This window comes from Sphingomonas sp. Ant H11, from assembly GCF_000797515.1.
GTDB lineage: Bacteria > Pseudomonadota > Alphaproteobacteria > Sphingomonadales > Sphingomonadaceae > Sphingomonas.
The window spans coordinates 21,604-42,889 of record NZ_JSBN01000011.1 but is presented as its reverse complement, the minus strand read 5'-3'; the positions used below and the strand labels follow the sequence as shown (position 1 = coordinate 42,889).

At 63.9% G+C, this 21,286-nt stretch carries 25 protein-coding genes, 1 other RNA gene and 3 pseudogenes; 14 read left to right on the top strand and 15 right to left on the bottom strand.

Annotated elements, in window-relative coordinates; all coding sequences use genetic code 11:
- Nucleotides 1-30 precede the first annotated feature (30 nt).
- Nucleotides 31-1,512, bottom strand: a complete 1,482-nt coding sequence (ffh, locus tag NW75_RS03625; RefSeq protein WP_033963805.1) for a signal recognition particle protein — start codon at nt 1,510-1,512, stop codon at nt 31-33.
- A gap of 233 nt (nt 1,513-1,745) precedes the next feature.
- On the opposite strand from ffh, the gene NW75_RS03620 reads away from it, so the two are divergent.
- The 4 genes from NW75_RS03620 to NW75_RS03605 all read left to right on the top strand — a co-directional run bounded on the left by NW75_RS03620 (nt 1,746) and on the right by NW75_RS03605 (nt 6,331).
- Nucleotides 1,746-3,386, top strand: a complete 1,641-nt coding sequence (locus NW75_RS03620; protein ID WP_033963865.1) for a putative bifunctional diguanylate cyclase/phosphodiesterase — start codon at nt 1,746-1,748, stop codon at nt 3,384-3,386.
- A 67-nt stretch (nt 3,387-3,453) separates the two neighbouring features.
- A complete protein-coding gene (gene mtaB / locus NW75_RS03615; protein WP_052192130.1) occupies nt 3,454-4,626 on the top strand; it encodes a tRNA (N(6)-L-threonylcarbamoyladenosine(37)-C(2))-methylthiotransferase MtaB in 1,173 nt (390 codons plus the stop codon).
- A gap of 162 nt (nt 4,627-4,788) precedes the next feature.
- A complete protein-coding gene (ftsY, locus tag NW75_RS03610; protein ID WP_033963804.1) occupies nt 4,789-5,715 on the top strand; it encodes a signal recognition particle-docking protein FtsY in 927 nt (308 codons plus the stop codon).
- Complete coding sequence (locus NW75_RS03605) at nt 5,669-6,331, top strand: inner membrane-spanning protein YciB (RefSeq protein ID WP_231564924.1); 663 nt, start codon at nt 5,669-5,671, stop codon at nt 6,329-6,331. Before ftsY ends, NW75_RS03605 begins: the two co-directional genes overlap by 47 nt.
- Nucleotides 6,332-6,651: 320 nt before the next feature.
- On the opposite strand, the gene NW75_RS03600 is transcribed toward NW75_RS03605, so the two are convergent.
- Nucleotides 6,652-7,257: a superoxide dismutase gene (locus NW75_RS03600; RefSeq protein WP_033963803.1), complete on the bottom strand. Its 606-nt coding sequence runs from the start codon at nt 7,255-7,257 to the stop codon at nt 6,652-6,654.
- A gap of 67 nt (nt 7,258-7,324) precedes the next feature.
- Nucleotides 7,325-8,365 carry a phage shock protein operon transcriptional activator gene (pspF, locus tag NW75_RS03595; protein ID WP_033963802.1) on the bottom strand — a complete coding sequence of 347 codons (1,041 nt, stop codon included), beginning with the start codon at nt 8,363-8,365 and terminating at the stop codon, nt 7,325-7,327.
- A 161-nt stretch (nt 8,366-8,526) separates the two neighbouring features.
- Between pspF and NW75_RS24245 the strand changes: the two genes are divergently transcribed.
- The 10 genes and pseudogenes from NW75_RS24245 (at nt 8,527) to NW75_RS23435 (ending at nt 12,241) form a co-directional block, all read left to right on the top strand.
- Nucleotides 8,527-8,676, top strand: a complete 150-nt coding sequence (locus tag NW75_RS24245) for a hypothetical protein (RefSeq protein ID WP_156142953.1) — start codon at nt 8,527-8,529, stop codon at nt 8,674-8,676.
- An 84-nt stretch (nt 8,677-8,760) separates the two neighbouring features.
- Nucleotides 8,761-9,429, top strand: coding sequence for a phage shock protein PspA (pspA, locus tag NW75_RS03590; protein WP_033963800.1), 669 nt, complete (start codon nt 8,761-8,763; stop codon nt 9,427-9,429).
- A 1-nt stretch (nt 9,430) separates the two neighbouring features.
- Nucleotides 9,431-9,706, top strand: a complete 276-nt coding sequence (pspB, locus tag NW75_RS03585; protein WP_033963798.1) for an envelope stress response membrane protein PspB — start codon at nt 9,431-9,433, stop codon at nt 9,704-9,706.
- Between the two features lies 1 nt (nt 9,707).
- Nucleotides 9,708-10,085: an envelope stress response membrane protein PspC gene (gene pspC, locus NW75_RS03580; RefSeq protein WP_010402906.1), complete on the top strand. Its 378-nt coding sequence runs from the start codon at nt 9,708-9,710 to the stop codon at nt 10,083-10,085.
- A 35-nt stretch (nt 10,086-10,120) separates the two neighbouring features.
- The gene (locus NW75_RS03575; RefSeq protein WP_033963796.1) at nt 10,121-10,417 is read left to right on the top strand and encodes a hypothetical protein; all 297 of its coding nucleotides are present in this window, start codon (nt 10,121-10,123) and stop codon (nt 10,415-10,417) included.
- Nucleotides 10,418-10,434: 17 nt separating this feature from the next.
- Nucleotides 10,435-10,710 carry a hypothetical protein gene (locus NW75_RS03570; protein WP_126846282.1) on the top strand — a complete coding sequence of 92 codons (276 nt, stop codon included), beginning with the start codon at nt 10,435-10,437 and terminating at the stop codon, nt 10,708-10,710.
- Between the two features lie 28 nt (nt 10,711-10,738).
- A pseudogene (locus tag NW75_RS03565) lies at nt 10,739-11,012 on the top strand (hypothetical protein).
- A 193-nt stretch (nt 11,013-11,205) separates the two neighbouring features.
- On the top strand, nt 11,206-11,475 hold the full coding sequence (locus NW75_RS03560) for a hypothetical protein (RefSeq protein ID WP_033963793.1): 270 nt from the start codon (nt 11,206-11,208) through the stop codon (nt 11,473-11,475).
- Between the two features lie 26 nt (nt 11,476-11,501).
- Nucleotides 11,502-11,744, top strand: coding sequence for a hypothetical protein (locus NW75_RS03555; protein WP_033963863.1), 243 nt, complete (start codon nt 11,502-11,504; stop codon nt 11,742-11,744).
- A 74-nt stretch (nt 11,745-11,818) separates the two neighbouring features.
- Complete coding sequence (locus NW75_RS23435; RefSeq protein ID WP_081988609.1) at nt 11,819-12,241, top strand: SufE family protein; 423 nt, start codon at nt 11,819-11,821, stop codon at nt 12,239-12,241.
- 9 nt (nt 12,242-12,250) lie between these two features.
- Here the strand turns inward: NW75_RS23435 and NW75_RS03550 are convergent.
- The 12 genes and pseudogenes from NW75_RS03550 to NW75_RS03500 form a co-directional block, all read right to left on the bottom strand.
- Nucleotides 12,251-12,871 (bottom strand): annotated as a pseudogene (locus tag NW75_RS03550) (LysE family translocator); the annotation flags it as partial.
- Nucleotide 12,872: 1 nt separating this feature from the next.
- Entirely contained in the window at nt 12,873-13,181 is a 309-nt protein-coding gene (locus NW75_RS03545) for a hypothetical protein (RefSeq protein WP_033963859.1), read from the bottom strand.
- Nucleotides 13,178-13,723: a J domain-containing protein gene (locus NW75_RS03540; protein WP_033963792.1), complete on the bottom strand. Its 546-nt coding sequence runs from the start codon at nt 13,721-13,723 to the stop codon at nt 13,178-13,180. Before NW75_RS03540 ends, NW75_RS03545 begins: the two co-directional genes overlap by 4 nt.
- Before the next feature lie 84 nt (nt 13,724-13,807).
- An RNA gene (gene rnpB / locus NW75_RS22680) (RNase P RNA component class A) lies at nt 13,808-14,183 on the bottom strand.
- A gap of 41 nt (nt 14,184-14,224) precedes the next feature.
- A complete protein-coding gene (locus tag NW75_RS03535; RefSeq protein ID WP_033963791.1) occupies nt 14,225-14,914 on the bottom strand; it encodes an N-acetylmuramoyl-L-alanine amidase in 690 nt (229 codons plus the stop codon).
- Between the two features lie 68 nt (nt 14,915-14,982).
- A complete protein-coding gene (locus tag NW75_RS03530; protein ID WP_033963857.1) occupies nt 14,983-15,777 on the bottom strand; it encodes a CheR family methyltransferase in 795 nt (264 codons plus the stop codon).
- Between the two features lie 65 nt (nt 15,778-15,842).
- Nucleotides 15,843-16,922: a chemotaxis protein CheB gene (locus NW75_RS03525; RefSeq protein WP_052192128.1), complete on the bottom strand. Its 1,080-nt coding sequence runs from the start codon at nt 16,920-16,922 to the stop codon at nt 15,843-15,845.
- Nucleotides 16,923-16,935: 13 nt separating this feature from the next.
- Nucleotides 16,936-17,301: a response regulator gene (locus tag NW75_RS03520; protein ID WP_010402926.1), complete on the bottom strand. Its 366-nt coding sequence runs from the start codon at nt 17,299-17,301 to the stop codon at nt 16,936-16,938.
- A gap of 74 nt (nt 17,302-17,375) precedes the next feature.
- Nucleotides 17,376-17,804, bottom strand: a complete 429-nt coding sequence (locus tag NW75_RS03515; protein WP_033963788.1) for a chemotaxis protein CheW — start codon at nt 17,802-17,804, stop codon at nt 17,376-17,378.
- Complete coding sequence (locus NW75_RS03510; RefSeq protein WP_033963786.1) at nt 17,804-20,092, bottom strand: chemotaxis protein CheA; 2,289 nt, start codon at nt 20,090-20,092, stop codon at nt 17,804-17,806. Before NW75_RS03510 ends, NW75_RS03515 begins: the two co-directional genes overlap by 1 nt.
- A gap of 53 nt (nt 20,093-20,145) precedes the next feature.
- A pseudogene (locus tag NW75_RS03505) lies at nt 20,146-20,789 on the bottom strand (histidine phosphotransferase family protein).
- An 86-nt stretch (nt 20,790-20,875) separates the two neighbouring features.
- Entirely contained in the window at nt 20,876-21,286 is a 411-nt protein-coding gene (locus NW75_RS03500) for a M67 family metallopeptidase (protein WP_033963784.1), read from the bottom strand.

Sequence of the window (21,286 nt, the reverse complement as noted above, 5' to 3'; positions counted from 1 at the left end):
TCTTCTTTTAATACGTTGATTGGGTTGAACTTATTTCTTCTTGAGCAAATTCTCGAAGCCGGGAGGAAGCTTGGTCTGGCCGCCGCCGAGGCCAGGAAGGCCGCCACCGCCGCCGCTGAGCATCTTCGCCGGATCGATCCCGCCGCCCAGCGCACCGCCCAGCCCACCAAGACCGCCGCCACCGCCGAACATCTTGGCCATGCCGGCCAAGCCGCCCATCTTTTTGATCTTCTTCATGGCATTCGCCATTTCCTGATGCATCTTGATGAGCTTGTTGACGTCCTGCACCGTGGTGCCGGAACCCTTGGCGATACGGATCTTGCGCTTGGCGTTGAGCAGTTCCGGCTTGCGGCGCTCCTTCGGCGTCATCGAGGTGATGATCGCGTCCATCCGCACCAGTACCTTTTCGCCGCCGACCTGGTCGACTTGCGCCTGCGCCTTCTTCATGCCGGGGATCATACCCGCCAGCGCGCCGATGCCGCCCATGCGCTGCATCTGCGCAAGCTGCGCGCGCAGATCGTCCATGTCGAACAAGCCCTTGGCGAGCTTGGCCGCCATCTTCTCGGCATCTTCGACCTGGATCGCTTCGGCCGCACGCTCGACCAGGCCGACCACGTCGCCCATGCCAAGGATCCGCCCGGCAACGCGCTTGGGGTCGAACGCTTCCAGCGCTTCGAGCTTTTCGCCCATGCCGGCGAACTTGATCGGCTTGCCGGTGACGGCACGCATCGACAGCGCCGCACCACCACGCGCATCGCCGTCCATGCGGGTCAGCACGACGCCGGTCAGCGCGACCTGATCGGAGAAGTTCTTGGCGACGTTGACCGCATCCTGCCCGGTCAGCGCATCGACCACGAGCAGGATTTCGGTCGGCTTGGTCACTTCGGCGACCGCGCGCATTTCGTCCATCAGCGCCTGGTCGACATGCAGACGCCCTGCCGTGTCGAGCATCAGGACGTCATAGCTCTGCAGCTTCGCCGCCTGCAGCGCACGCCGGGCGATGTCGACCGGCTGCTGCCCGGCGACGATCGGCAGGGTCGACACTTCGGCCTGCGTGCCGAGCACGGCCAACTGCTCCTGCGCATTCGGGCGATTGACGTCGAGCGACGCCATCAACACCTTCTTGCCTTGCTTCTTGGCGAGGCGCAGCGCGATCTTCGCAGTCGTCGTGGTCTTGCCCGAGCCTTGCAGACCGACCATCATCACGATCGCGGGCGGCGTCACGTCGAGTTCGAGGTCCGCCGCTTCGGCCCCGAGCATCTCGACCAGCGCGTCGTTGACGATCTTGACGACTTGCTGGCCGGGTGTGACCGAGCGCAGCACGTTCTGGCCGACCGCCTGTTCGGTGACCTTATCGACGAAATCGCGCGCCACCGGCAAAGCGACGTCGGCTTCGAGCAAGGCCACGCGCACTTCGCGCATCGCCGCGCGCACGTCGGCGTCGGTCAGCGCACCGCGCCCCCGCAACCGATCGAACACACCGCCAAGACGGTCGCTCAGGCTCTCGAACATCCGAACAAACCCTTCTCAAAAGTCGCTTTTGCCCAGTAACGCAAAGAACGCCGGCGGACGAAACCTCGTCGACCGGCGTAGCCCCGTGGGGCAGCCTTCACGCACCTGAACAGGAGCGATTGAGGTTGCCCCTACCGCAACACAAGCAATTGCGCAACCATCCGGCTTAACACGATCTACACGGGTAGCGTGGGATGGACACGAACCGGGAAAGCGTTGGGGCGAAAGACAGCATGATGGCCGAGTCGAGGGTTGGCGAAACGAGCGAGCAGGGCACACGGGTGCCCGCCGAACGCCACGACATCCTGAACGGCGCGATCACGGTGGCGGCGATTCTGTTGTTCGTCGGCACCGGCAGTGCAGCGCTATCGTCGACGATCCAACGCTATTTCAACGATGGCCCCGGCCCCGACCAGACACTCGTCATCGCCTTGCTGCTCAACGTCGCGCTGATCCTGTTCGGGTGGCGTCGCCACCGCGAGTTGGCGCATGAAGTGGCGATACGGACCGCTGCCGAGGAACGTGCGCAACTGCTCGCCTCCAAGGATCCGCTGACGGGCTTCCTCAACCGCCGCAGCCTGGCCGAGGAAGGGGCGGCCATGTTCGTCCGGGCACAGGCCCGCCATAAAGCGATGGCGTTGCTGATGCTCGACCTCGACCATTTCAAGACCGTCAACGACATGCACGGCCACGCAACGGGCGATGCCCTCTTGCAGCAAGTCGCCGTGCAAATTGCCGAAGCGATGCCCAGCGTTGCGCTGACCGCGCGCTTCGGCGGCGACGAATTCGCCTGCGCCTTCCTATTCGACCCCACCGACCCATCCACCGTCGAACGCATCGCCGAAAAGCTCGTCAGCCGTCTGGCGCAGCCGTTCCAGGCCGGCGGATTGCAGCTGCACATCTCGGTATCGGTGGGCATCGCGCGTTCGGACTTCGATTGCACCAGCATCGATGCGCTGATGCGCGCCGCCGACATCGCGATGTATTCGGCCAAGAATTCCGGGCGCAATCGCTTCGCCTGGTTCGACCAGTCGATGGAGCGCGAGTTGCAGGTCCGCAACGATCTGGAAGTGGGCCTGCGCAGCGCCATCCCGCGCGCTGAAATCGTGCCCTATTTCGAGCAGCAGATTCACCTGGCGACCGGACGACTGAGCGGTTTCGAAGTGCTGGCGCGCTGGGACCATCCGACGCGCGGGCTGATCGGCCCCGACGCCTTTATCCCGATTGCCGAGGAAACCGGCATGATCGCCGATCTGTCGCTGTCGGTGATGCGCCAGGCCTTCCTCGCCGCCAAGGACTGGGACGCCAGCCTGTCGCTGTCGGTGAACATTTCGCCGTGGCAGTTGAAGGATGCGTGGCTCGCACAGAAGATCATCAAGGTGCTGACCGAAACCGGCTTCCCGGCCAGTCGGCTGGAAATCGAGATCACCGAGACGTCATTGTTTCATAACCTCGCGCTGGCGCAATCGATCGTGGGGAGCCTCAAGAACCAGGGCGTGCGCCTCGCACTTGATGATTTCGGCACGGGCTATTCCTCGCTCGCGCATCTGCGCGCGCTGCCCTTCGACCAGATCAAGATCGACAAGAGCTTCATCATGTCGATCAACGAGAATAGCGAAAGCGCGGCGATCGTCACCGCAATCACGCGGCTGGGCGAGAGCCTCAACCTGCCGATCACCGCCGAGGGCATAGAGGATGCGAGCATCGAGGAACGGCTGCGCGCGCTGGGCTGCGCCAAGGGCCAGGGGTATTTCTACGGCCGTCCGACCAGCATCGCCGTTACCCGGCGGCTGTTGGCCGAGCGGCGGCTGTTGCAGGTGGTGACGACCGATCCGGCCTTCCAACCGGCAGAGGAACACCGCCGGGCGAGCTGACGTTGTCACCATCGTCGAGCGGGGCGGTGCATGGACTTCGCCCGCATCCGCTCCTAGATCGCCCGCAATGCCCGGTCCCCAGATCATCAGCCTTGGCTGCCGCCTGAACATCGCCGAGAGCGAAGCGATCCGCGCGCTCACGGCTGGGCGGGACCTGGTCGTCATCAACAGTTGCGCGGTCACCAATACCGCCGTTGCCGAAACGCGCAAAGCGATCCGCCGCGCCCGCGCCGACCGACCGGGTGCCGAGATCGTCGTCACCGGGTGCGCGGCGCAGATCGACCCTACCGCCTTTGCTGCGATGCCCGAGGTCGACCGTGTGCTCGGCAATGCCGAAAAGCTTTCAGGAGACGCCTGGGCCGCGCCAGAACCGGTGCTGGTCGGCGATATTGCACGGGTCCGCGAAACCGCACCCCACCTCGCCCCCGCCTTCAGCGCGCACGCCCGCGCCTTTGTCGAGGTGCAGAATGGCTGCGACCATCGCTGCACCTTCTGCGTGATCCCCCAGGGGCGCGGCAACAGCCGCTCGGTCCCCGCCGGAGCTGCGATCGATCGCATCGCCGCTTTGGCCGAGGCAGGGCATCGCGAAGTGGTGCTGACCGGAGTCGACCTCACCAGCTATGGTCCCGATTTGCCCGGTGCGCCCACGCTCGGGCAATTGGTCGAGCGCATCCTGCACCGTGTCCCCGCGCTCGAACGGCTGCGGCTGTCGTCGCTCGACGGGATCGAGATCGACGACCGGCTGTTCGCGCTGCTGACGCAGGAAAAGCGGATGATGCCGCATGTCCACCTCTCGCTCCAGGCGGGCAGCGACCTGATCCTGAAGCGGATGAAGCGCCGCCATAGTCGCGCGCAAAGCGTCGGGCTGGTCGAGCGGTTGAAGGCCGCGCGGCCCGACATTGCGATCGGGGCCGATCTGATCGCGGGTTTCCCGACCGAGGATGATGCGCTGTTCGCCGAGACGCTGGCGTTGATCGACGATTGCGACATCGTCCACGCGCATATTTTTCCCTATTCCGAGCGCGACGGCACACCTGCGGCACGTATGCCCGCCGTGCCGGTGCCGGTCCGCAAGGCCCGGGCGGCGCTGCTGCGCGAGGCAGGCGCGCAGCGCAAGGCGGCGTGGCTGCAGACTTTGGTCGGCAGGAAGCAAGACGTTCTGGTCGAACGGCCCGGCGATCGCGGGCATACGCCCGGCTTTGCCGAGGTGCGCTTCCCCCTCCCCCCCCGTTCGCCCTGAGCCTGTCGAAGGGCAGGCTTCACCACAAGCCGCGTTCTCCGCAGCGAGCAGTGCTTCGACAAGCTCAGCACGAACGGTAGAGGGGGCTGCACGAACGGCCGGAAATATATCCGCCATCCATATCCTCGCCACCGACGGCAAAACCCTCACCGGAATCCCCGCATGACATCCTGGCACGAAAAACTCCTCGGCGGATTCAAACGCACCTCGGATCGGCTGATCGGCAACCTTGCCGGACTCGGCACCGGGCCACTCGACAAAGCAACGCTCGACGAGATCGAGGAAGCGCTGATCGCCTCCGATCTCGGCCCCGAAACCGCCGCCCGCATCCGCCAGCGCTTGTCCGTGGGCACCTTCGAGCGCGGCATGGAAGAACTGGGCATTCGCCTGGTCGTCGCCGAGGAAATCGAGAAGGTGCTCGATACCGTCGCCACGCCGCTCGAGATCACCGGCTTCCCGCGTCCGCACGTCATCCTCGTCATCGGGGTCAACGGCTCGGGCAAGACGACGACCATCGCCAAGCTCGCGCATTGGCTGAAGGAGCAGGATTATGGCGTCATGCTAGCGGCGGGCGACACCTTCCGCGCCGCCGCGATCGGCCAGCTCGCCACCTGGGCCGAGCGCGCGGGCGTGCCGATCATCAGCGGCAAGGAAGGCGGCGATGCGGCGGGGATCGTTTATGAAGCGGTCAAGCAAGCCACCGCCACCGGCATCGACGTGCTGATCGTCGACACCGCCGGTCGCCTGCAGAACAAGCGCGAGCTGATGGACGAACTGTCCAAGATCCGCCGCGTGCTCGGCCGCCTCAACGTCGACAGCCCCCATGACGTGCTGCTCGTGCTCGATGCCACTACCGGACAGAACGCGCTCAACCAGATCGAGGTGTTCAAAGAAAGCGCCGGGGTCACCGGCCTCGTCATGACCAAGCTCGACGGCACTGCGCGCGGCGGCATGCTGGTGGCGGCGGCGGAGAAATACGGCCTGCCGATCCACGCGATCGGCGTGGGCGAAGGCATGGGCGATCTGCGCCCGTTCGATGCGAATGAAGTTGCGCGGATCATCGCGGGCGTGGAAGGGGTCCGCAAATGACCGCCACCCCCATCAAAAAAGCCCCGCTCGCGCGGGCCAGCGCCTCGCCATCGACATTGGCCCGATCGCGATCTTCTTCCTCGTCAATTTCCTGACGCCAGGGCTGGACATGGTCAAACTGATCGCCGGCACCGCAGCCTTCATGATCGCGAGCATCGCCGCCATGATTTATTCCCTGGTCCGCGCCGGACGCATCTCGCCGATGCTTTGGCTGACCGGCACGCTGGTGCTCGTGTTCGGCGGGCTGACGCTGTATTTCCACAATAAGGATTTCATCCAGATCAAGCCGACCGTGATCTATGCGATGCTGTCGGCGATCCTCGTGTTCGGACTGGTAACCGGGCGACCATTGCTGAGTCTGTTCCTTGAGGCCGCCTATCCGGGCCTGACCGAGACCGGCTGGCGGAAGCTGACGATCAACTGGGCGATCTTTTTCGCGTTCCTCGCCGTGCTCAACGAAGTCGTCCGGCACGAATTCAGCTACACCTTCTGGCTTGGTTTCAAGCTGTGGGGCGTCATTCCGCTGACGCTGATTTTTGCATTTGCGAACGTGCCGATGCTGATGAAGCACGGCTTTAGCGTGAACAACGAACCACCGATCCCGCCACAGGAATAATTGCAACCGCCGTTAGGCGTGCCAATCGCGGGGGAGAGCAGACCCTGCTCAATCCCCCGCACGATCGTGTCGCCGGTGCCGGTCTTTCCGGCGGCCTACCTCTTCCGCGTTTTTGTTCTGATACGGCGCTACGACAGCACGAACGAGTATAGCAGGCGCTCAAACAAAAAAAAAGGCCGGTCTCGCGACCGGCCGGGAAAGTTTTAGGAGAGGATGCCTGAAAGGCACCTTCTTTGTGCAGTGCAGCAGACACTTGCGCAACTGCAATATACGATTTTACGATTGCATATTGTGCAATCGCATCATCCGAAACGTGCGATTCAGGCGGCGTCGAACCGCTTGCCCGCTTCGTCCCAGTTTACCACATTCCACCACGCCTTCAGATAGCCGGGGCGATCGTTCTTGTAGGTCAGGTAATAGGCGTGTTCCCACACGTCATTGGCGAGGATCGGCGTGCCCTTGTCCTTGGCATCGTCCATCAGCGGATTGTCCTGATTGGGGGTCGATACGACCTTCAGCGCGCCGCTCGCATCCTTGATCACCCACGCCCAGCCCGAACCGAACTGGCCCGCACCCTTGCCGTTGAAATCTTCCTTGAGCTTGTCGAGGCCGCCATAGGCTTCGATCGCCTCGGCGAGCGCGCCCGACGGCTGGGTGGTGCCGGCCGGGGCCATGATCTTCCAGAAGAAATCATGGTTCCAGAAGCCACCACCATTGTTGCGCACCAGCGGCGGCAGCGTCGAGATGATGTCGAAAATCTCTTCGATCGTCTTGCCTTCAAGCTTCGGATCGGCCGCAACACCCTCGTTCAGCTTCGCGGTATACGCCGCGTGATGCTTGTCGTGGTGATACTTCATCGTCTCTTCGCTGATGGTCGGCTCCAGCGCATCATAAGCGTAGGGCAATGGGGGAAGTTCGAAAGCCATGGGTCTTCTCCTTGAAAAGCTCGCGAGACGCTAACGTCAGGCCCGGCAAATGGGTCCGCGCGGCTCGTTACGCAACCGATTCCGCATTCGCACCTGAAATCAATCCGTGGCGCTTCAGCGCGTGGCGGAGCTGGTCGTAACTGAGCCCCAGCGCGTCGGCAGTCGCACGCTGGTTAAAGCGATTCTCGGCCAGGGCCGATTGCAGCATTTCGCGCTCGAACCGCGCCAGCCGTGCCTTGTAATCCATCGGCGTGTCCGGGTTACTTGGAGGCTGCGGCGCAGCGGGTGGTGGGGTATCGGACACGGGCTCGGCCGGGGGCTGCACCGTCGGCGGGCGATGCGGCGACTGGAACGGGTCGAACTGAATCGCATCGATCGGGCTGTCCTCGTCCCAGCGATACACCGCACGCTCCACCACGTTGCGCAATTCGCGGACATTGCCCGGCCATTGATAGGCGACCAAAGCCGCCTGCGCCGCCTTGGTGAAGCCCGGCCAATCCTCGCGCCCGAGTTCGGAGGCCATGCGCCGCCCGAAATGCTCGGCCAGCACCAGCACGTCGCCGACGCGCGCACGCAGCGGCGGCAGCGTCACCACCTCGAAACTCAGCCGGTCGAGCAGATCGGCGCGGAACTGATGCCGCGCGACCTTGTCGGGCAAATGTTCGTTGGTCGCCGCGACGATCCGCACATCGACGCGCATCGGCCGAGACGATCCGATGCGCGTGACTTCGCCATATTCGACCGCGCGCAACAACCGGTCCTGCGCCGCCATCGACAGCGTGCCGAGTTCGTCGAGAAACAAGGTCCCGCGATGCGCCTCCTCGAACCGCCCTGCCCGCGCCTTGGTGGCACCCGTGAACGCGCCTGCTTCATGGCCGAACAGTTCTGCCTCGATCAGCGTCTCGGGCAGTGCCGCACAATTCATGATGACGAGCGGCTGGTCCCAGCGCGGCGAAAGGCGGTGGAGGCGCTCGGCGACCAACTCCTTACCGGTGCCGCGCTCGCCGATCACCAGCACCGGGCGGTCGAGCGCCGCGGCGCGGCTGGCGAGTTCCAGCGCATCCAGGAACGCGCCCGATTGACCAATGACGTGCGTTGTCCGTTCCATTCCCAAGGCTTGGCGTAAAATCCCAAGCTTGGCAAGTCCGATTTTCGTTCATCTCCCAGAAAGGCGCGGAAATCCGCCATTTTTGAAACTGGCACGCTCCCTGCAAAGCTATTGGCATCGCCCCACCGGGCACCACGATTTCAAGCTTCAGGAGACTTTCAATGAACAGCGAATATAAATCGGGCAACTCGCTTCCCCAGATCCTCGTCGCCCTGGTCGCGACGGTTCTGATCGGTTCGGTCACCCTGGTCGGCACCGTTGGCCCCGCCACCGCCGCCCCCACCCAGATCGCCGCCCAGCCCCACGGGTAAGGCGATGCCGGGGCGGTGCCCTCACATCCGCCCCGGCACACCCTCTTCACACCAGTACAGCGTACCCCTCGAAGGAGTTACATCATGGGCATCTTCAGCCGAACCCGCGATATCATCGCCGCCAACTTCACCGACCTGCTCGACAAGGCCGAAGACCCCGCCAAGATGATCCGCATGATCATCCTGGAAATGGAGGAAACGCTGGTCGAGGTCCGCGCCTCCGCTGCGCGCACCATCGCCGACCAGAAGGAAATGCGTCGCCACATCAGCAAGCTTGGCAGCTTGCAGGAAAGCTGGACCGAAAAGGCCGAGCTCGCGCTGTCCAAGGGCCGCGAGGACCTTGCCAAGGCCGCCCTGGTCGAAAAGCAGAAAGCCGCCGACATGGCCGACCAGCTGGGTCGCGAAATCGCAGTACTCGACGAAGCGTTGCATGCCTCGGAGGAAGACATCGCCAAGCTGACCGGCAAGCTGCGTGAAGCGCGCACCCGCCAGAACTCGATCGCAACCCGGCTCGAAAGCGCGCAGAACCGTTTCAAGCTGCGCGAAATGTATGCTGGCCCCAAGATCCAGGACGCATTCAGCCGCTTCGAAATCATGGAGCGCCGCGTGGATCTGGCCGAGGGCCGCGCCGATGTGATGGGCATGGGCCAGCCGCCCAAGACGCTCGAGGAGGAGATCGCCGAGCTGAAATCGAGCGACAAGGTGGAAGCCGAACTCGCCGCGATGAAGGCCCGCTTCGGCAAGGATGTCTGAGATGAGCGACATATTGGTCCCCATCATCGTCATTCCCGCGATCTTCATCGGGATGCCGTGGATCATCCTGCACTACATCACCAAGTGGAAGCAGGCCCCCAAGATCACCAATGAAGACGAGAAGCTGCTCGATGAGCTCTACTCGCTCGCCCGCCGCCTCGAAGATCGCCTCGGTACGGTCGAACGGATCATCGCCGCCGACCACCCCGAATGGCGCGCGAGCATGCCGCTCGCCGAGCCGACACCCCCCAACTACGACATCACCCGGAGGAACTGAAATGTCCGCCAGCCGCACCAAATTCTACCTCGACAAACAGAACAGCAAATGGCTGGGCGTCTGCTCGGGGATCGCCGATTACACCGGCATCGACGTCACCTGGGTCCGCGTGGGCACCGCCCTGTTGACCTTCGCCACCAGCGGATGGACGCTGCTCGCCTATATCGTCATCGCCTGCGTCGCCGAAAAGAAGCCGCTCGGCCTCTATGACAGCGCCGAAGATGCGAAGTTCTGGCAGGGCGTGCGCACCAACCCGACCCGCTCGACCGCCGAAGTCCGCAGCAAATTCCGCGACATCGACCGTCGCCTGGCCGACATCGAAATGATGTACACCAGCCGCAACAGCCGCCTCGCCGACGAGATCGACAGCCTGCGCTGATCTGATCCGGGCGTCGTCAAACAGGGGTAATGACAATGAGCAATTCTCTAGGAATTCTGGTTCCGATCGCGGCGATCACCATCGGCCCGATCGCCTGGGCCTTCAACAACTGGGTCCGCGCCAAGCACGGCTATCCGATCGAAACCAAGAAGGGCCGACTCATCGGTCGTGAAGGCGAACTCAGCACCACCCGGCAGACCGAGTTGCTGGTCGCGGAAAACGAGAAGCTGCACGGCCAGATCAGCCGCCTGGAGGAACGCCTTGCCGTCCTCGAACGCATCGCCACCGATCCCGCCGAGCGCGTCTCGCGCGAAATCGACGCGCTGCGCTGAACCGAGGAGAACAGGCCATGCCATCCGTACCCGCTTTCTTCTTCGGCCTGATCCTAGGCGTGACCGGCATCCTCGCCATCCAGGCCTTCGCCCGCAGCAAGGTCCGGCAAGCCCTCTCGGCAGCCGATCCGGATATCGCGCGGAACAAGACGCTCCAGCGCGAAGAGGACGACCGCCGCATGCTAGAACTCGACGCCCTACGGCAGCGTCTCGCGGTGCTCGAACGGATCACGATTGATCCCGCCGTCCGCACCGCACGCGAAATCGAACAATTGCGGATCGAAACCAACTGATCCCGCTGCTCCAACGGAGGATACCGCTATGGGCTTCCAGTTTGTCTTTCTTATCCCGATCCTGGGGATCTGCGTTGCCCTCGTCGCTGTGATCGGTGGCACCATCGTCCGCCCCTTGCTCGCCCACAAAGAACGCCGGATGCAGCTCGAAGCGACGATGGTCGCAGAAAAAAGCCGCGCAATATGCCGCGCAGAGCGAACGGCTCGAACAGCGCGTCCGCGTGCTGGAACGCATCATCACCGATCGCGGTGTCGATCTCTCGCACGAGATCGAACAACTCCGCGACACACCGCTCAACTGAACAGCAACCCTTTCCTCCCCGATCTGACCAGAGGCTATCATGATCATCTTTTTCACCGTGCTCGCCGTCATCACGGCGGGATGTTGCTGGGCGACCGAAAGCATCGACCGCCCGCGCCGCCGCCGCCTTCGTGAAACCGCCGCAGACGCGGGCTGAGGCTTCCGCCCACCACGAGAAACAGGGAGTTTCCACCATGAACCCGTTTGAAATGGTCGTCGCGATCATTGTCGTCATTACCATCGGCCGCGTGCTTCAGGCACGCTACGGCGTGGTCCGCACCAAGCATGGCGAGGATGTCCACTTCCGCGACGATGCCGCAAGCCAGGCCGAGAACCAGCGCCTGCGCGATGAACTGAGGGCGATGAAGGACCGCCTTGCCGTCCTCGAACGCCTCGCCACCGACAACAATGACAGCGGTGCCCGCCTCGATCGCGAGATCGAGAAGCTCCGCGACCGCCCATAATGTCCGTCTTTCCAGGAGTAGGGATGATGACCGACCCGACCTTCTACATCACCATGGCCACCGCCGGGCTCGTCGGCATCGCCATCCTGAGCGGCACGGCGCTGACCGGCTGGCGCGGGTGGCTCGCCTTCAAGCACCAGCAGCTCCACGCCTTTGCCGAGCCCAATGCCGGACCGACGCTCCCCAACGCCAGCGCGCGGATCGAGATCGCCGATCTGAAGGAGCGCATCCGCAAGCTGGAAGCAATTGCTGCGGGCGTGGATCTTTGACCTCAGCCCCCCGGGCCCGTCCCGGGGGGAAGGAAGAGGTGACGAACCCGATTGCGCGAGACTATAGCCCAATTATGCAAAGCCTCGCCGATCTCGAATCCGAATACAGCTTCCTCGAAGCGGATGACCGTTACCGTCTGCTGATCGACCTTGGCCGGGAGTTGGAAGCGATGCCGGATCCGCTCAAGACCGACGCCACCCTGGTGCGTGGCTGTTCGGCTTCGGTTTGGGTCTATCCGACGGTGCAGGGCGACGGCACGCTGCATTTCCTGGCGGATTCGAACGCGGCAATCACCAAGGGCATCATCGCGCTCGTCCTGCTGACGGTGCAGGACCAGCCGCCCGCCAGAATCCTGGCAACGAACATTGCGCAAGCGCTCGCCCCATTCGACCTGAGCAAGCAACTCAGCTCCAACCGCACCCAGGGTATTCCCAACATGATCGCCCTGATCCAGGAGACAGCGGCGCGTTATGCAACCGAGCAGCAAGCCGAGTAGATCAGGACGCTTCGTTTTCAGCAACGCCAGCCCAAAACCGACGAAGATCACGCCGGTCAGGCGATTGAAGGCGCGCTTGATCGCCGGGCGACCAAGATAGCGCGACAGGGACCGCCCGCCGAGCGCGTAAACGCCATACCAGAACGACTCCACGACCGCGAAAGTCGCCACCAGAATCGCGAATTGCGGAACCTGTGGCTGCGTCGGGGTTACGAACTGCGGCAGAAAGGCCGCCGCAAACAGGATCAGCTTGGGATTGCTGATGCCGATGGCAAAGCCGCCGCGAAATAGCCCTGCGAGCGAGACTATGGGCGGGAGCGTCCCATCCCCGACGTCCAGCGGAGCAACCTCGGTCCGCCACGCCTTGATGCCGAGATAGATGAGATAGGCGACGCCTGCATAACGCAGCACCTCGAACGCACCCGGCAGCGCGAGCAGCAGCGTGGTGAGGCCTGCCGCCGATGCCGAAAGCACCGCCACAACCGCCGTGAGGCATCCCGTCATCGCCGCTACGCTGCGCGCCATCCCCATTTCGACGCTGCGCGAAAGGATGTGGAGCATGTTCGGACCCGGTGTCCCCGACAGCAGAAACACCGCGCCTGCGAACAACCACCAAGTGTGCCAGGTCATATCATCCCCCGTCCGGCCTCAGCCCAAGTTCCTCCACCACGGTCGCGACCGGCACACCTGCGCGCACCAGCGCCCATTCGCCAGGGGCAGCGCCGTTGATTACCGTGACGCTGTCACGCGGGCATATGCCGAGGCACTTCACCTCGACGATGCCAAGCGTACCCTTGCGCCCTTTCCGCACGCCAAGTTCCGAACGCAAAGCCTTGGCCAGCGGCGTCTTCCCCTTGGGGCCGAACCCGCCGCCCAGCTTCTTCGAACATTTCTTGCACACCAGAAGGGTGTTGGCCCAGTCCGAACGGACCGTCTTCAAACGCCCGGCTTCCACGTCCGCGCATCCTCGGCGGCCTTCAGCACGTCATAGGCGGCCTGGATCGCGAGGAAGCGCGCGGCGGCTTCCTTGTCGCCGGGGCGGACATCGGGGTGGTTCGATTTCGCCAATCGCCGCCAAGCCACGCGCACCGTCTCGAAATCGGCATCGACATCGAGTTCCAGCACTTCCAGCGCGCGAATCTCGTCGCGCGAACGGCTGCCGTCGCCGGGCCCGGCCCATTGATGGTGGCGCGACGCGGTATAGCCCTCGGCGGTCTGCGTCTCGGCGCGCTCGCGCTCGGCCGCCTCCTCGGCGCTCAGCCCTTCGAAATAGTTCCAGCCACGATTATATTCGCCGGCATGTTCCTGGCAGAAATACCAGCGTTCGGGGCTGTTGGGGGATTTGGGAGCCGGGCAATCGCCCTTTTCGGTGCAGCCATGCCGGTCGCACAGCCGCACGGTCGCCGCTTCCATGCTGGCTTCGCCATAAGCGCGCCAGCGCGGAAAGCCCCAGTCGGCTGATCGGGAGGAGGAACGCGCCATAGCGGGCCATCTAAGCATCGAAGCGCGATAGCGCCATGACGCTTTTGTGAAACCACCATGAAAAAACGGCGACCCGTAAAAAAAAACGCCAGAGGGTCTGTAAGCCGGGTTCTGTCCCCCTCTTGCGAGGTTAGGCGACCATTCCTCTAGGACGACGTTTGCACGCCGCCTCAAGCAATCAACCCGGATGACGAGCCGGAACGAGGCCCATATGCCATCCCTATTCGATCTTGCTCCCGGTGGGGTTTGCCATGCCGCCCCTGTTACCAGGCGCGCGGTGCGCTCTTGCCGCACCCTTTCACCCTTGCCTGTTCCTTCTCGCGAAGGACATCGGCGGTCTGCTCTCTGTGGCACTGTCCCTGGGGTCGCCCCCGCCGGGCGTTACCCGGCACCGTCGTTCCGCGGAGCCCGGACTTTCCTCGCGGTGCTTAACGCACCCCGCGGCCGCCCGACCCTCTGGCTGGAGCTGCCCCTAGCGCGAATCTCGCGCGAAAGACAAACTCATTCGTCCCCGGTCGGCTTTGGCAACAGCAGCGCGAGGAGGATGCTGCGGCATTCGCCATCGATCACCCCGTCAAGCAATTCCGGGCGAAAACGGCGCTGAAAGGCAACCACCGCCGCCAATTTGTCGCTGACATCATAGCCGAAGCGTTCGAGTGCGATCAGGAAACCGGCATCGCTCCACAGAGGATCCATCAAATTCTTGGTCGGGCGTGGCAGCGCGAGGCGCAATTTGGCGAGCCGGTTCCAGGGGAACAGTTCGCCCGGATCCTGCTTGCGTGTCGGCGCAATGTCGGAATGGCCCACCACATTGCCGCGCGTGATGCCGTGGCGCTCGGTGATATCGGCCACCAACGGGAACAGAGCATCGATCTGCTCCTCCAGGAACGGACGATAGCCGAATTCATGGCCGGGATTGACGATCTCGATCCCGATGCTGGCCGAATTGACGTCCTCGATCCCGCGCCAGCGCGACTTGCCGGCGTGCCAAGCGCGCTTGCCCTCCGCCACCATCCGCAGGATCGTGCCGTCCTCGGCGATCAGATAGTGCGCCGATACCTTGGCCTCGGGGTCGCGCAACCGGTCAATCGCCGCCTGCGCCGTCTGCATGCCCGTGTAGTGCAACACAATCATCGAGACGGGCAACGTGCGCTCGTCGAAATTGGGCGACGGCGTATCGATGATGGTCATGGTCCCTCCCCGCGAGCCGAAATACCGCTTAAGCACGGACGCAGCGCGTAAGGAACCCCGACCGTCGATTAGCCTTCGCTCACCGCTGGTTCGTACAGGCCGCGATAGCGCGCGCTAGGCCGGAACGCTTCTGTCTGGCCGATCACAGTTTCGCCAGCTCCGAGCACCAGCAACCCGCCTGGTCGCATAACCGTTGCCAGCCGATCGAGAATTTTCCGCCGCAATTCGATCGTGAGATAGAGCAGAACATTGCGACATAGGATTACGTCAAAGCGGCCCACCGGCGGAGGATCACTGACCAGATTGAGGCGTCTGTAGTTGATTCGCCGAACCAGTTCGGTCTTGGCAACCCAGTCGACCCCATCGCCGTCGAACCAGCGCACCATGCGCCGGACTGGCAAGCCACGCTGGATTTCGAATTGCGAATAGCGACCGCAGCGCGCCCGCGACAATGCCGCCTCCGACACGTCGGATGCGATGATTTCCGGCAGCAAATGGTCTACGTCAAGTTCGCGTTCGGCAAACAACATCGCGAGCGATAGCGGCTCCTGCCCAAAGGAGCAGCCCGCCGACCATATCCGCGGGCGTCTGCTCGGCTTGGTCGCGCGGATACTATCGACCGCATCGGCAACCATATCGAACACGGCGGCATCGCGAAAAAAGGAGCTTTCCTGATTGAGCAGCGCATCGGCGACGCGGTCACCGATCGCGGGTGATTGTTGCGCCGCACTGGCGAGCGCGTCGAGCGTCTCCAGGCCGAGATCGCGCAGAACGGGCTTCAACACCGTCTCCACTCGCCATTCGCGATTGGCGGCGAGTTGCTGACCGGTGCGCGCTTCGAGAATCGCGGTCAGCACGCCCATCGCGCCTTTCGAGGAGGCGCGCGGCAGCAGCCCGCGCGGGGTGCCAAGATCGAGGTTGGGCAAGCTCATGCCGGACGCCGCCGCGCGGCAATCAGGCGACCGATTTCCACGGGCGGCAACACCGCGCTGGCACCCCCGGCATTGGCAATCGCCCCCGGCATCCCCCAGACCACCGAACTCTCGCGATCCTGCACCACGATGGTTCCGCCGCGGGTCCGAATGGTCCGTGCGCCATCGCTCCCATCGCGCCCCATACCGCTCAACACGACGCCCAGTACACGCGGACCATAGACCTCCCCCAGGCTTTCAAACATCGGATCGACCGAAGGCATACACCCGCTTTTGGCGGGATCGCTGGTCAAGCGGATTGCACCGCCGTCGCCAGTGCTGACCACCCTGATATGGGCGTTTCCAGGAGCGACGATGATCCGCCCGGGTCGAATCCGCATACAATCGGTCGCGACGTCACACGGGCGATTGGCCAGCACCGCGATCTGGGCTGCGAAATACGGCATGAACGATTCAGGCAAATGCTGCGTAATCAAAATTGGCAGGGTAAGGTCCTTCGGAACCTCGCGCAGCAACAGGCTGAGCGCATGAATGCCGCCGGTCGATGCCCCGATCGCGACAATGTCAAAACCCGGAGCAAGGCCCGCTTCTGCGGCTCCAGCGCCCGACCGAGCGGGCATAGCCTGCGCATCGTCGCTCGCTAACAAGCGGGTCAATTTCTCGTTGATCGCGACCGAGAAACGACCAGCGAACTCACCGATATCGGGCTTGACCAACGTGTCCGCCGCCCCAAGCGCCAGCGCCTCGATCGTCGCCGCAGCTCCTTCGCTGGCCGCAGACGAGACGATCAGCACCTTGGCCCCCTGACCGGCGGCGATCAGCCCCGGCAAGGCTGCCAAGCCGGAGACACCCGGCATTTCAAGATCGAGCACGATGCCGTCGACACGGGTCCGCTTGAGAAACTCCAACGCAACCGCGGCACTCGAAACCGCTCCCGCAACCAGAAAATGCCCGTCAGTCTCGACCGCGCGCGCAATCACCGCGCGGGCCACCGCCGAATCATCGACGATCAGGACCAGCGGGCGTGCGTCGCCCATCCTTGGAGGTTTCGGCTTTAGTTCGGGGCGGGTGCGCATGGGGACAGACCTGTCAGGCCATACCCACGATCTGAAGTTTGCTTTCCAGTGTCTCGCGGTCGAACGGTTTCATGACATACTCGTCCGCTCCGGCTTCGATCGCCGCGCGGATGTGGGCCATGCCGTTCTCGGTGGTGCAGAACACCACCTTGGGCCGCGTCGGGATGGCGCTGTCACGCAATGCGCGCAGGAAGTCCATGCCGCTCATGACGGGCATGTTCCAATCGAGCAGGACCACATCGGGTGCCGACACCAGGCACGCGTCCAGCGCTTCGCGTCCGTCGCCCGCTTCGCTGACGCGAAAGTTGAGCGTTTCCAGGATATGGCGCGCGACCTTGCGGATCACTTTCGAATCGTCGACGACGAGGCACGTCTTCATGAATTCACCCTGTTAAAGTCCGCTTGGGACGCCCCTGCCCGAAATGCGTAAGCGTCGCGTTAATCTGAAGGTTTTCACGCTGCCAGCGCCAGCGCCCCCGGAATTAGCCCATCGAGCGCGATCGCCAGGATCGGCTCGCCCTCGCGTTCGACAATCCCGCGCCCGACCTTCAGCCATCCTTTGTCGAGCAGGATTCCGGCCGATAGCGGGGCGAGTTCGAACGGGGCGACATCATCGAGCGCATCGACGAGAATTGCGTAATAATGGCCTTCGACGATGGTGATGATCGCGCGGCCCGCATCGACCTCCGCAGCGTCCAACCCCAGCGCGGCGCGCGTGTCGATGACCGTCACGACGCGGCTGCGCAATGCGGCGAGGCCACGCACCTGACGCTCTGCGCGGGGGACCGGAATGACGGTGCCGATGTCGACGACCGACTCCACCTGGCTGGATTCGATCGCCACCGGCCGCCCCGCGATTTGTGCTATCAGGAACAACGCCATTATCGACCTCCCGTCGAGCGCGCGACCGCCGCCAGCAACGCCGGCCGATCATAGCGGAAAATGCTGTCGTCATCGCCGTCGGCGTCGCGGCGCAGACGGACCACGGGAACCGTCGCGGCACTGCCGGTCGGGTCGTCGCTCATGCGCACCACAACGCGCGGCGTCTCGCCCGGTCGCAATGCGGTCGCGACGCGATATCCCGCCCCTTCCAGCACGGGTTTCAGGAACGTCGTCATCCAGGCGGTTTCGGGGCCATCGAACAGGCACAGCGGCGCGTCGCTGACGGTGCCAGCATCGGCGTGGCTCGCAAACAGCCAGTGCAGATCGATCACTTCGATTTGATCGCCATCGATGGCCACGACGCCAGCGATTGGTCCGGCATTATGCGCCGGTACAACGGTTTCGGGCAGTTCGACGATGTCGAGCGCCTCGCCAATGGCATAGCCGATCTCGGCCGATCCATCCCGCAGCCGCACCACCGACACCGTGGGGCGTGCCGCCCATTCGCCCAGTGCAACGAGCGGGATGATTGCCCCCTCCACCGACAACCGCAAACGCCCCGCCGAAAAACGGATCGCCGCCGCCGGAACGGGTTCGACCCGGTCGATCACCGACAGCGGCAGCGCCCGGCGCACCCCGTCAAGGTCGTCGAACAACAGCGCCTGCACGCCGGGCACTACGGCTTCGGCCTCGACCTCCTCGACCATCGCCTCACGCCCGAAGACCAGGCCCGCAACATGCGCGATACCAGCGCAATCCAGCATCAGCATCGGCAGGCCGCTGTCGGGCAGAGTCTGCCCCGCATAGACGCCCGTCGCCATGATCGCCGGTGCTGCGGGCTTGATGACGAGTTCCTCATGATCGAGCACCGAGTCAACGGCGAGGGCGTAGCTGCCGCCCGATGCGCTGACGATCACCAACATCAGCGGGGGCCGCGGCCCGAACCCGAGCAGATCGCCAAGATCGATCAGGGGCATGCGCCGGTCGCGAACGGTCGCGCTCAACGTGTCGCCGATGCGGTCGATGCGGATCATATCGCCGCCCACCCGCACGATTTCCTCGATCACCTGGCGCGAAATGGCGAAGCGCTGGTCGCGCACGCCCACACCGATGGTGGACATGATCGACAGCGTGAGCGGCACGTGGATGGCGATTCGCAAGCCCCTGCCGGGGGTGTTGCGCAGTTCGATACGACCACCAATCTGTTCGACATTGGCGCGCACCACGTCCATCCCGACGCCGCGCCCGGATATGGCGGTCGCCATATCCTTGGTCGAAAGACCGGGTTCGAAAATCAAATCGAGCTTTGCCTGCTCGCTCATCGCCCGCAATTGCGCGTCGCTTCGCAACCCCGCGCTCGCGACCTTCGCGACGAGCCGATCGGTGTCGACGCCCTGGCCATCGTCGGCGATCTCGATGACAATCTGATTGCCCGACTGCCGCGCGGCCACGTTCAGCCAGCCATTTTCGCGCTTGCCCAGGGCGCGGCGCAGCGCCGGCGCTTCGATGCCGTGGTCGATCGAATTGCGGACGATGTGGACGAGCGGATCGCGCATCATCTCGATCATCTCGCGGTCGAGTTCGACGTCACTGCCTTCGATATGCAGCGCCACCGATTTACCAAGTTCGGTCGCGGTGTCGCGCACCATCCGCGGCAACGCAGAGAACAACGCGTCGATCTTCTGCATCCGCGTACGCGTCACCGTGTCGCGCATTTCGGCGACAGTCAGCGAAAGCCGCTCGAGCGCAGCCTCGACGACAGGATTGGCACCTCCGTCGCGCACGCGCCGGGCCAGCTCATTGCGCGCCAGCACCATGTCGGACATGCCGCTCATCATCCGGTCGAGCAAATCGACGTTGAGGCGGACGCTGCGGCTGGGGGACCGGGGTGTCACGGCCGACTGCGGCACTGCCATTTCGGCACCCGTATCGAGCGCAGCGATCAGCAGGTCTTCGCCCGAATCGTCCAGCGCATGCCCGGCGTCGATCGCCTCCACGATCTCGCCAATCCGGTCGACGATCGCGAGCACAGCGTTGACGAGGCGGGTGTCCGGCGTGCGCTCGCCCGAACGCACCGCCGCCAGCACATCCTCGGCCGCGTGGCTAAGCCGCGCGAGCCGGGGCAAATCGAGAAAACCGCAACTGCCCTTGACCGTGTGGACGAACCGAAAAATCGCATCCAGCCGGTCGCGATCGTCCGGCGCGGATTCCCATGCGACGATCTCGCCCGAGAGCGCTTCAAGCGTCTCGCGCGTCTCGGCGATGAATTCCTGTAAGAGATCGTCCATGGGCCCCCGCGTAGCGCTACAGCGGTCATGGCCGAACAGTGGTTAAGGCAGAGTTATCCTGCCTTGAAGACCGCGCCGAACAGCAGCACCGAATCCTCAGGATCGGAAACCTGCACGATCCCGCCGCCCTCGGCGACCAAAGCCTGGACAAGATACGCGGCCGCCGCACGCGGGGTGATGACGGCTTCGCCCTGCGTCCCGGTCAAGGCTGCGCGCATTTCGGCGTCGAGCACGATGCGCGGGCCATCGGCTCGCACCACGATCTCGACCTGGCCGTCATTGCTCTCCGCGCCCACATCGAGCTGCCCGCCGCGCACCAGCGCATCGCCGGCGATGAGCGCCAGGTTGAGCAACACCTTGATCGCCGGCTTGGGGAGCGTCGCATCCTCGACCATCCAGCCGAGCTTGACCTTGTGGCCCTCGCCAAACAGCCCCTCAATCGCCGCGCGCGCTTCGCGCGAATCGACCGACTCGCCGAAACCACCCGCTGCGCCGAAGGCGAGACGAAAAATTTCAGCTTGTTGGCCGACGCCTTGGCGCTGTCGCTCAACAACTCCAGACAGCGTGCCCGCATTTCCGGATCATGCTCATCGGCGAGCAGTTCCAGTCCGTTATTGAGAGCACCCACCGGGCTCAGCAAATCGTGGCAGAGGCGCGAGCACAGCAAGCTTGCGAAATCGGCGGCGCTGATCGTCATTGGTTATTTGGCTTTCGGATCATGACTTGATCGCTCTTCTGGCGATGCACGGCGGAGGAAGCAAGCCACTGTGTCCTTAGTTGGCGTCAGGCTGTCTCGATCCGATAGGGCACGGGGTCGAACCGTCCGACATACGCACCATCGCAAACCGCACGGTAACACGCCACCTGCGGATCCGCGATGATGATCCACAGCGCACCATCGGGCGCGGCGGCCGCCGCGTCGCGGGCGGAGGGAGTTGCGGCCCCATTGGGGTGCGAATGGTAGCATCCGATAATCGCCGGCCCACCGTCGCGCGTGGCCCGATGCGCCGCGATCAACGCCGCAGGATCGATCTCGAAAGCCCGGTCCGGCTCCGCTGCAACATTGCGGCACGGTCGCACCGCATCAAGCCGTTCCGCCGTGCCGAAGAGCAGGCCGCACACCTCCTGTTCGGGCGCATTTGCGGCCTCGTTTAGCAATCGGGCCAGCAGAGTGCTTGAAATCTCCAACGTCAT

Excerpts from the sequence above, each read along its gene's own strand:
- ffh (WP_033963805.1), bottom strand. The coding sequence starts at position 1,512 with ATGTTCGAGAGCCTGAGCGACCGTCTTGGCGGTGTGTTCGATCGGTTG.
- NW75_RS03500 (WP_033963784.1), bottom strand. The coding sequence starts at position 21,286 with ATGACGTTGGAGATTTCAAGCACTCTGCTGGCCCGATTGCTAAACGAG.
- pspC (WP_010402906.1), top strand. The coding sequence starts at position 9,708 with ATGTCCGCCAGCCGCACCAAATTCTACCTCGACAAACAGAACAGCAAA.
- NW75_RS03605 (WP_231564924.1), top strand. The coding sequence starts at position 5,669 with ATGAAGTTGCGCGGATCATCGCGGGCGTGGAAGGGGTCCGCAAATGAC.
- pspF (WP_033963802.1), bottom strand. The coding sequence starts at position 8,365 with ATGGAACGGACAACGCACGTCATTGGTCAATCGGGCGCGTTCCTGGAT.
- NW75_RS03575 (WP_033963796.1), top strand. The coding sequence starts at position 10,121 with ATGAGCAATTCTCTAGGAATTCTGGTTCCGATCGCGGCGATCACCATC.
- NW75_RS24245 (WP_156142953.1), top strand. The coding sequence starts at position 8,527 with ATGAACAGCGAATATAAATCGGGCAACTCGCTTCCCCAGATCCTCGTC.
- ftsY (WP_033963804.1), top strand. The coding sequence starts at position 4,789 with ATGACATCCTGGCACGAAAAACTCCTCGGCGGATTCAAACGCACCTCG.
- NW75_RS03560 (WP_033963793.1), top strand. The coding sequence starts at position 11,206 with ATGAACCCGTTTGAAATGGTCGTCGCGATCATTGTCGTCATTACCATC.
- NW75_RS03510 (WP_033963786.1), bottom strand. The coding sequence starts at position 20,092 with ATGGACGATCTCTTACAGGAATTCATCGCCGAGACGCGCGAGACGCTT.
- NW75_RS03620 (WP_033963865.1), top strand. The coding sequence starts at position 1,746 with ATGATGGCCGAGTCGAGGGTTGGCGAAACGAGCGAGCAGGGCACACGG.
- pspB (WP_033963798.1), top strand. The coding sequence starts at position 9,431 with ATGAGCGACATATTGGTCCCCATCATCGTCATTCCCGCGATCTTCATC.
- pspA (WP_033963800.1), top strand. The coding sequence starts at position 8,761 with ATGGGCATCTTCAGCCGAACCCGCGATATCATCGCCGCCAACTTCACC.
- mtaB (WP_052192130.1), top strand. The coding sequence starts at position 3,454 with ATGCCCGGTCCCCAGATCATCAGCCTTGGCTGCCGCCTGAACATCGCC.
- NW75_RS03600 (WP_033963803.1), bottom strand. The coding sequence starts at position 7,257 with ATGGCTTTCGAACTTCCCCCATTGCCCTACGCTTATGATGCGCTGGAG.
- NW75_RS03570 (WP_126846282.1), top strand. The coding sequence starts at position 10,435 with ATGCCATCCGTACCCGCTTTCTTCTTCGGCCTGATCCTAGGCGTGACC.
- NW75_RS03525 (WP_052192128.1), bottom strand. The coding sequence starts at position 16,922 with ATGCGCACCCGCCCCGAACTAAAGCCGAAACCTCCAAGGATGGGCGAC.
- NW75_RS03535 (WP_033963791.1), bottom strand. The coding sequence starts at position 14,914 with ATGACCATCATCGATACGCCGTCGCCCAATTTCGACGAGCGCACGTTG.
- NW75_RS03540 (WP_033963792.1), bottom strand. The coding sequence starts at position 13,723 with ATGGCGCGTTCCTCCTCCCGATCAGCCGACTGGGGCTTTCCGCGCTGG.
- NW75_RS03530 (WP_033963857.1), bottom strand. The coding sequence starts at position 15,777 with ATGGGCGTGCTGACCGCGATTCTCGAAGCGCGCACCGGTCAGCAACTC.
- NW75_RS23435 (WP_081988609.1), top strand. The coding sequence starts at position 11,819 with ATGCAAAGCCTCGCCGATCTCGAATCCGAATACAGCTTCCTCGAAGCG.
- NW75_RS03555 (WP_033963863.1), top strand. The coding sequence starts at position 11,502 with ATGACCGACCCGACCTTCTACATCACCATGGCCACCGCCGGGCTCGTC.
- NW75_RS03515 (WP_033963788.1), bottom strand. The coding sequence starts at position 17,804 with ATGGCGTTGTTCCTGATAGCACAAATCGCGGGGCGGCCGGTGGCGATC.
- NW75_RS03520 (WP_010402926.1), bottom strand. The coding sequence starts at position 17,301 with ATGAAGACGTGCCTCGTCGTCGACGATTCGAAAGTGATCCGCAAGGTC.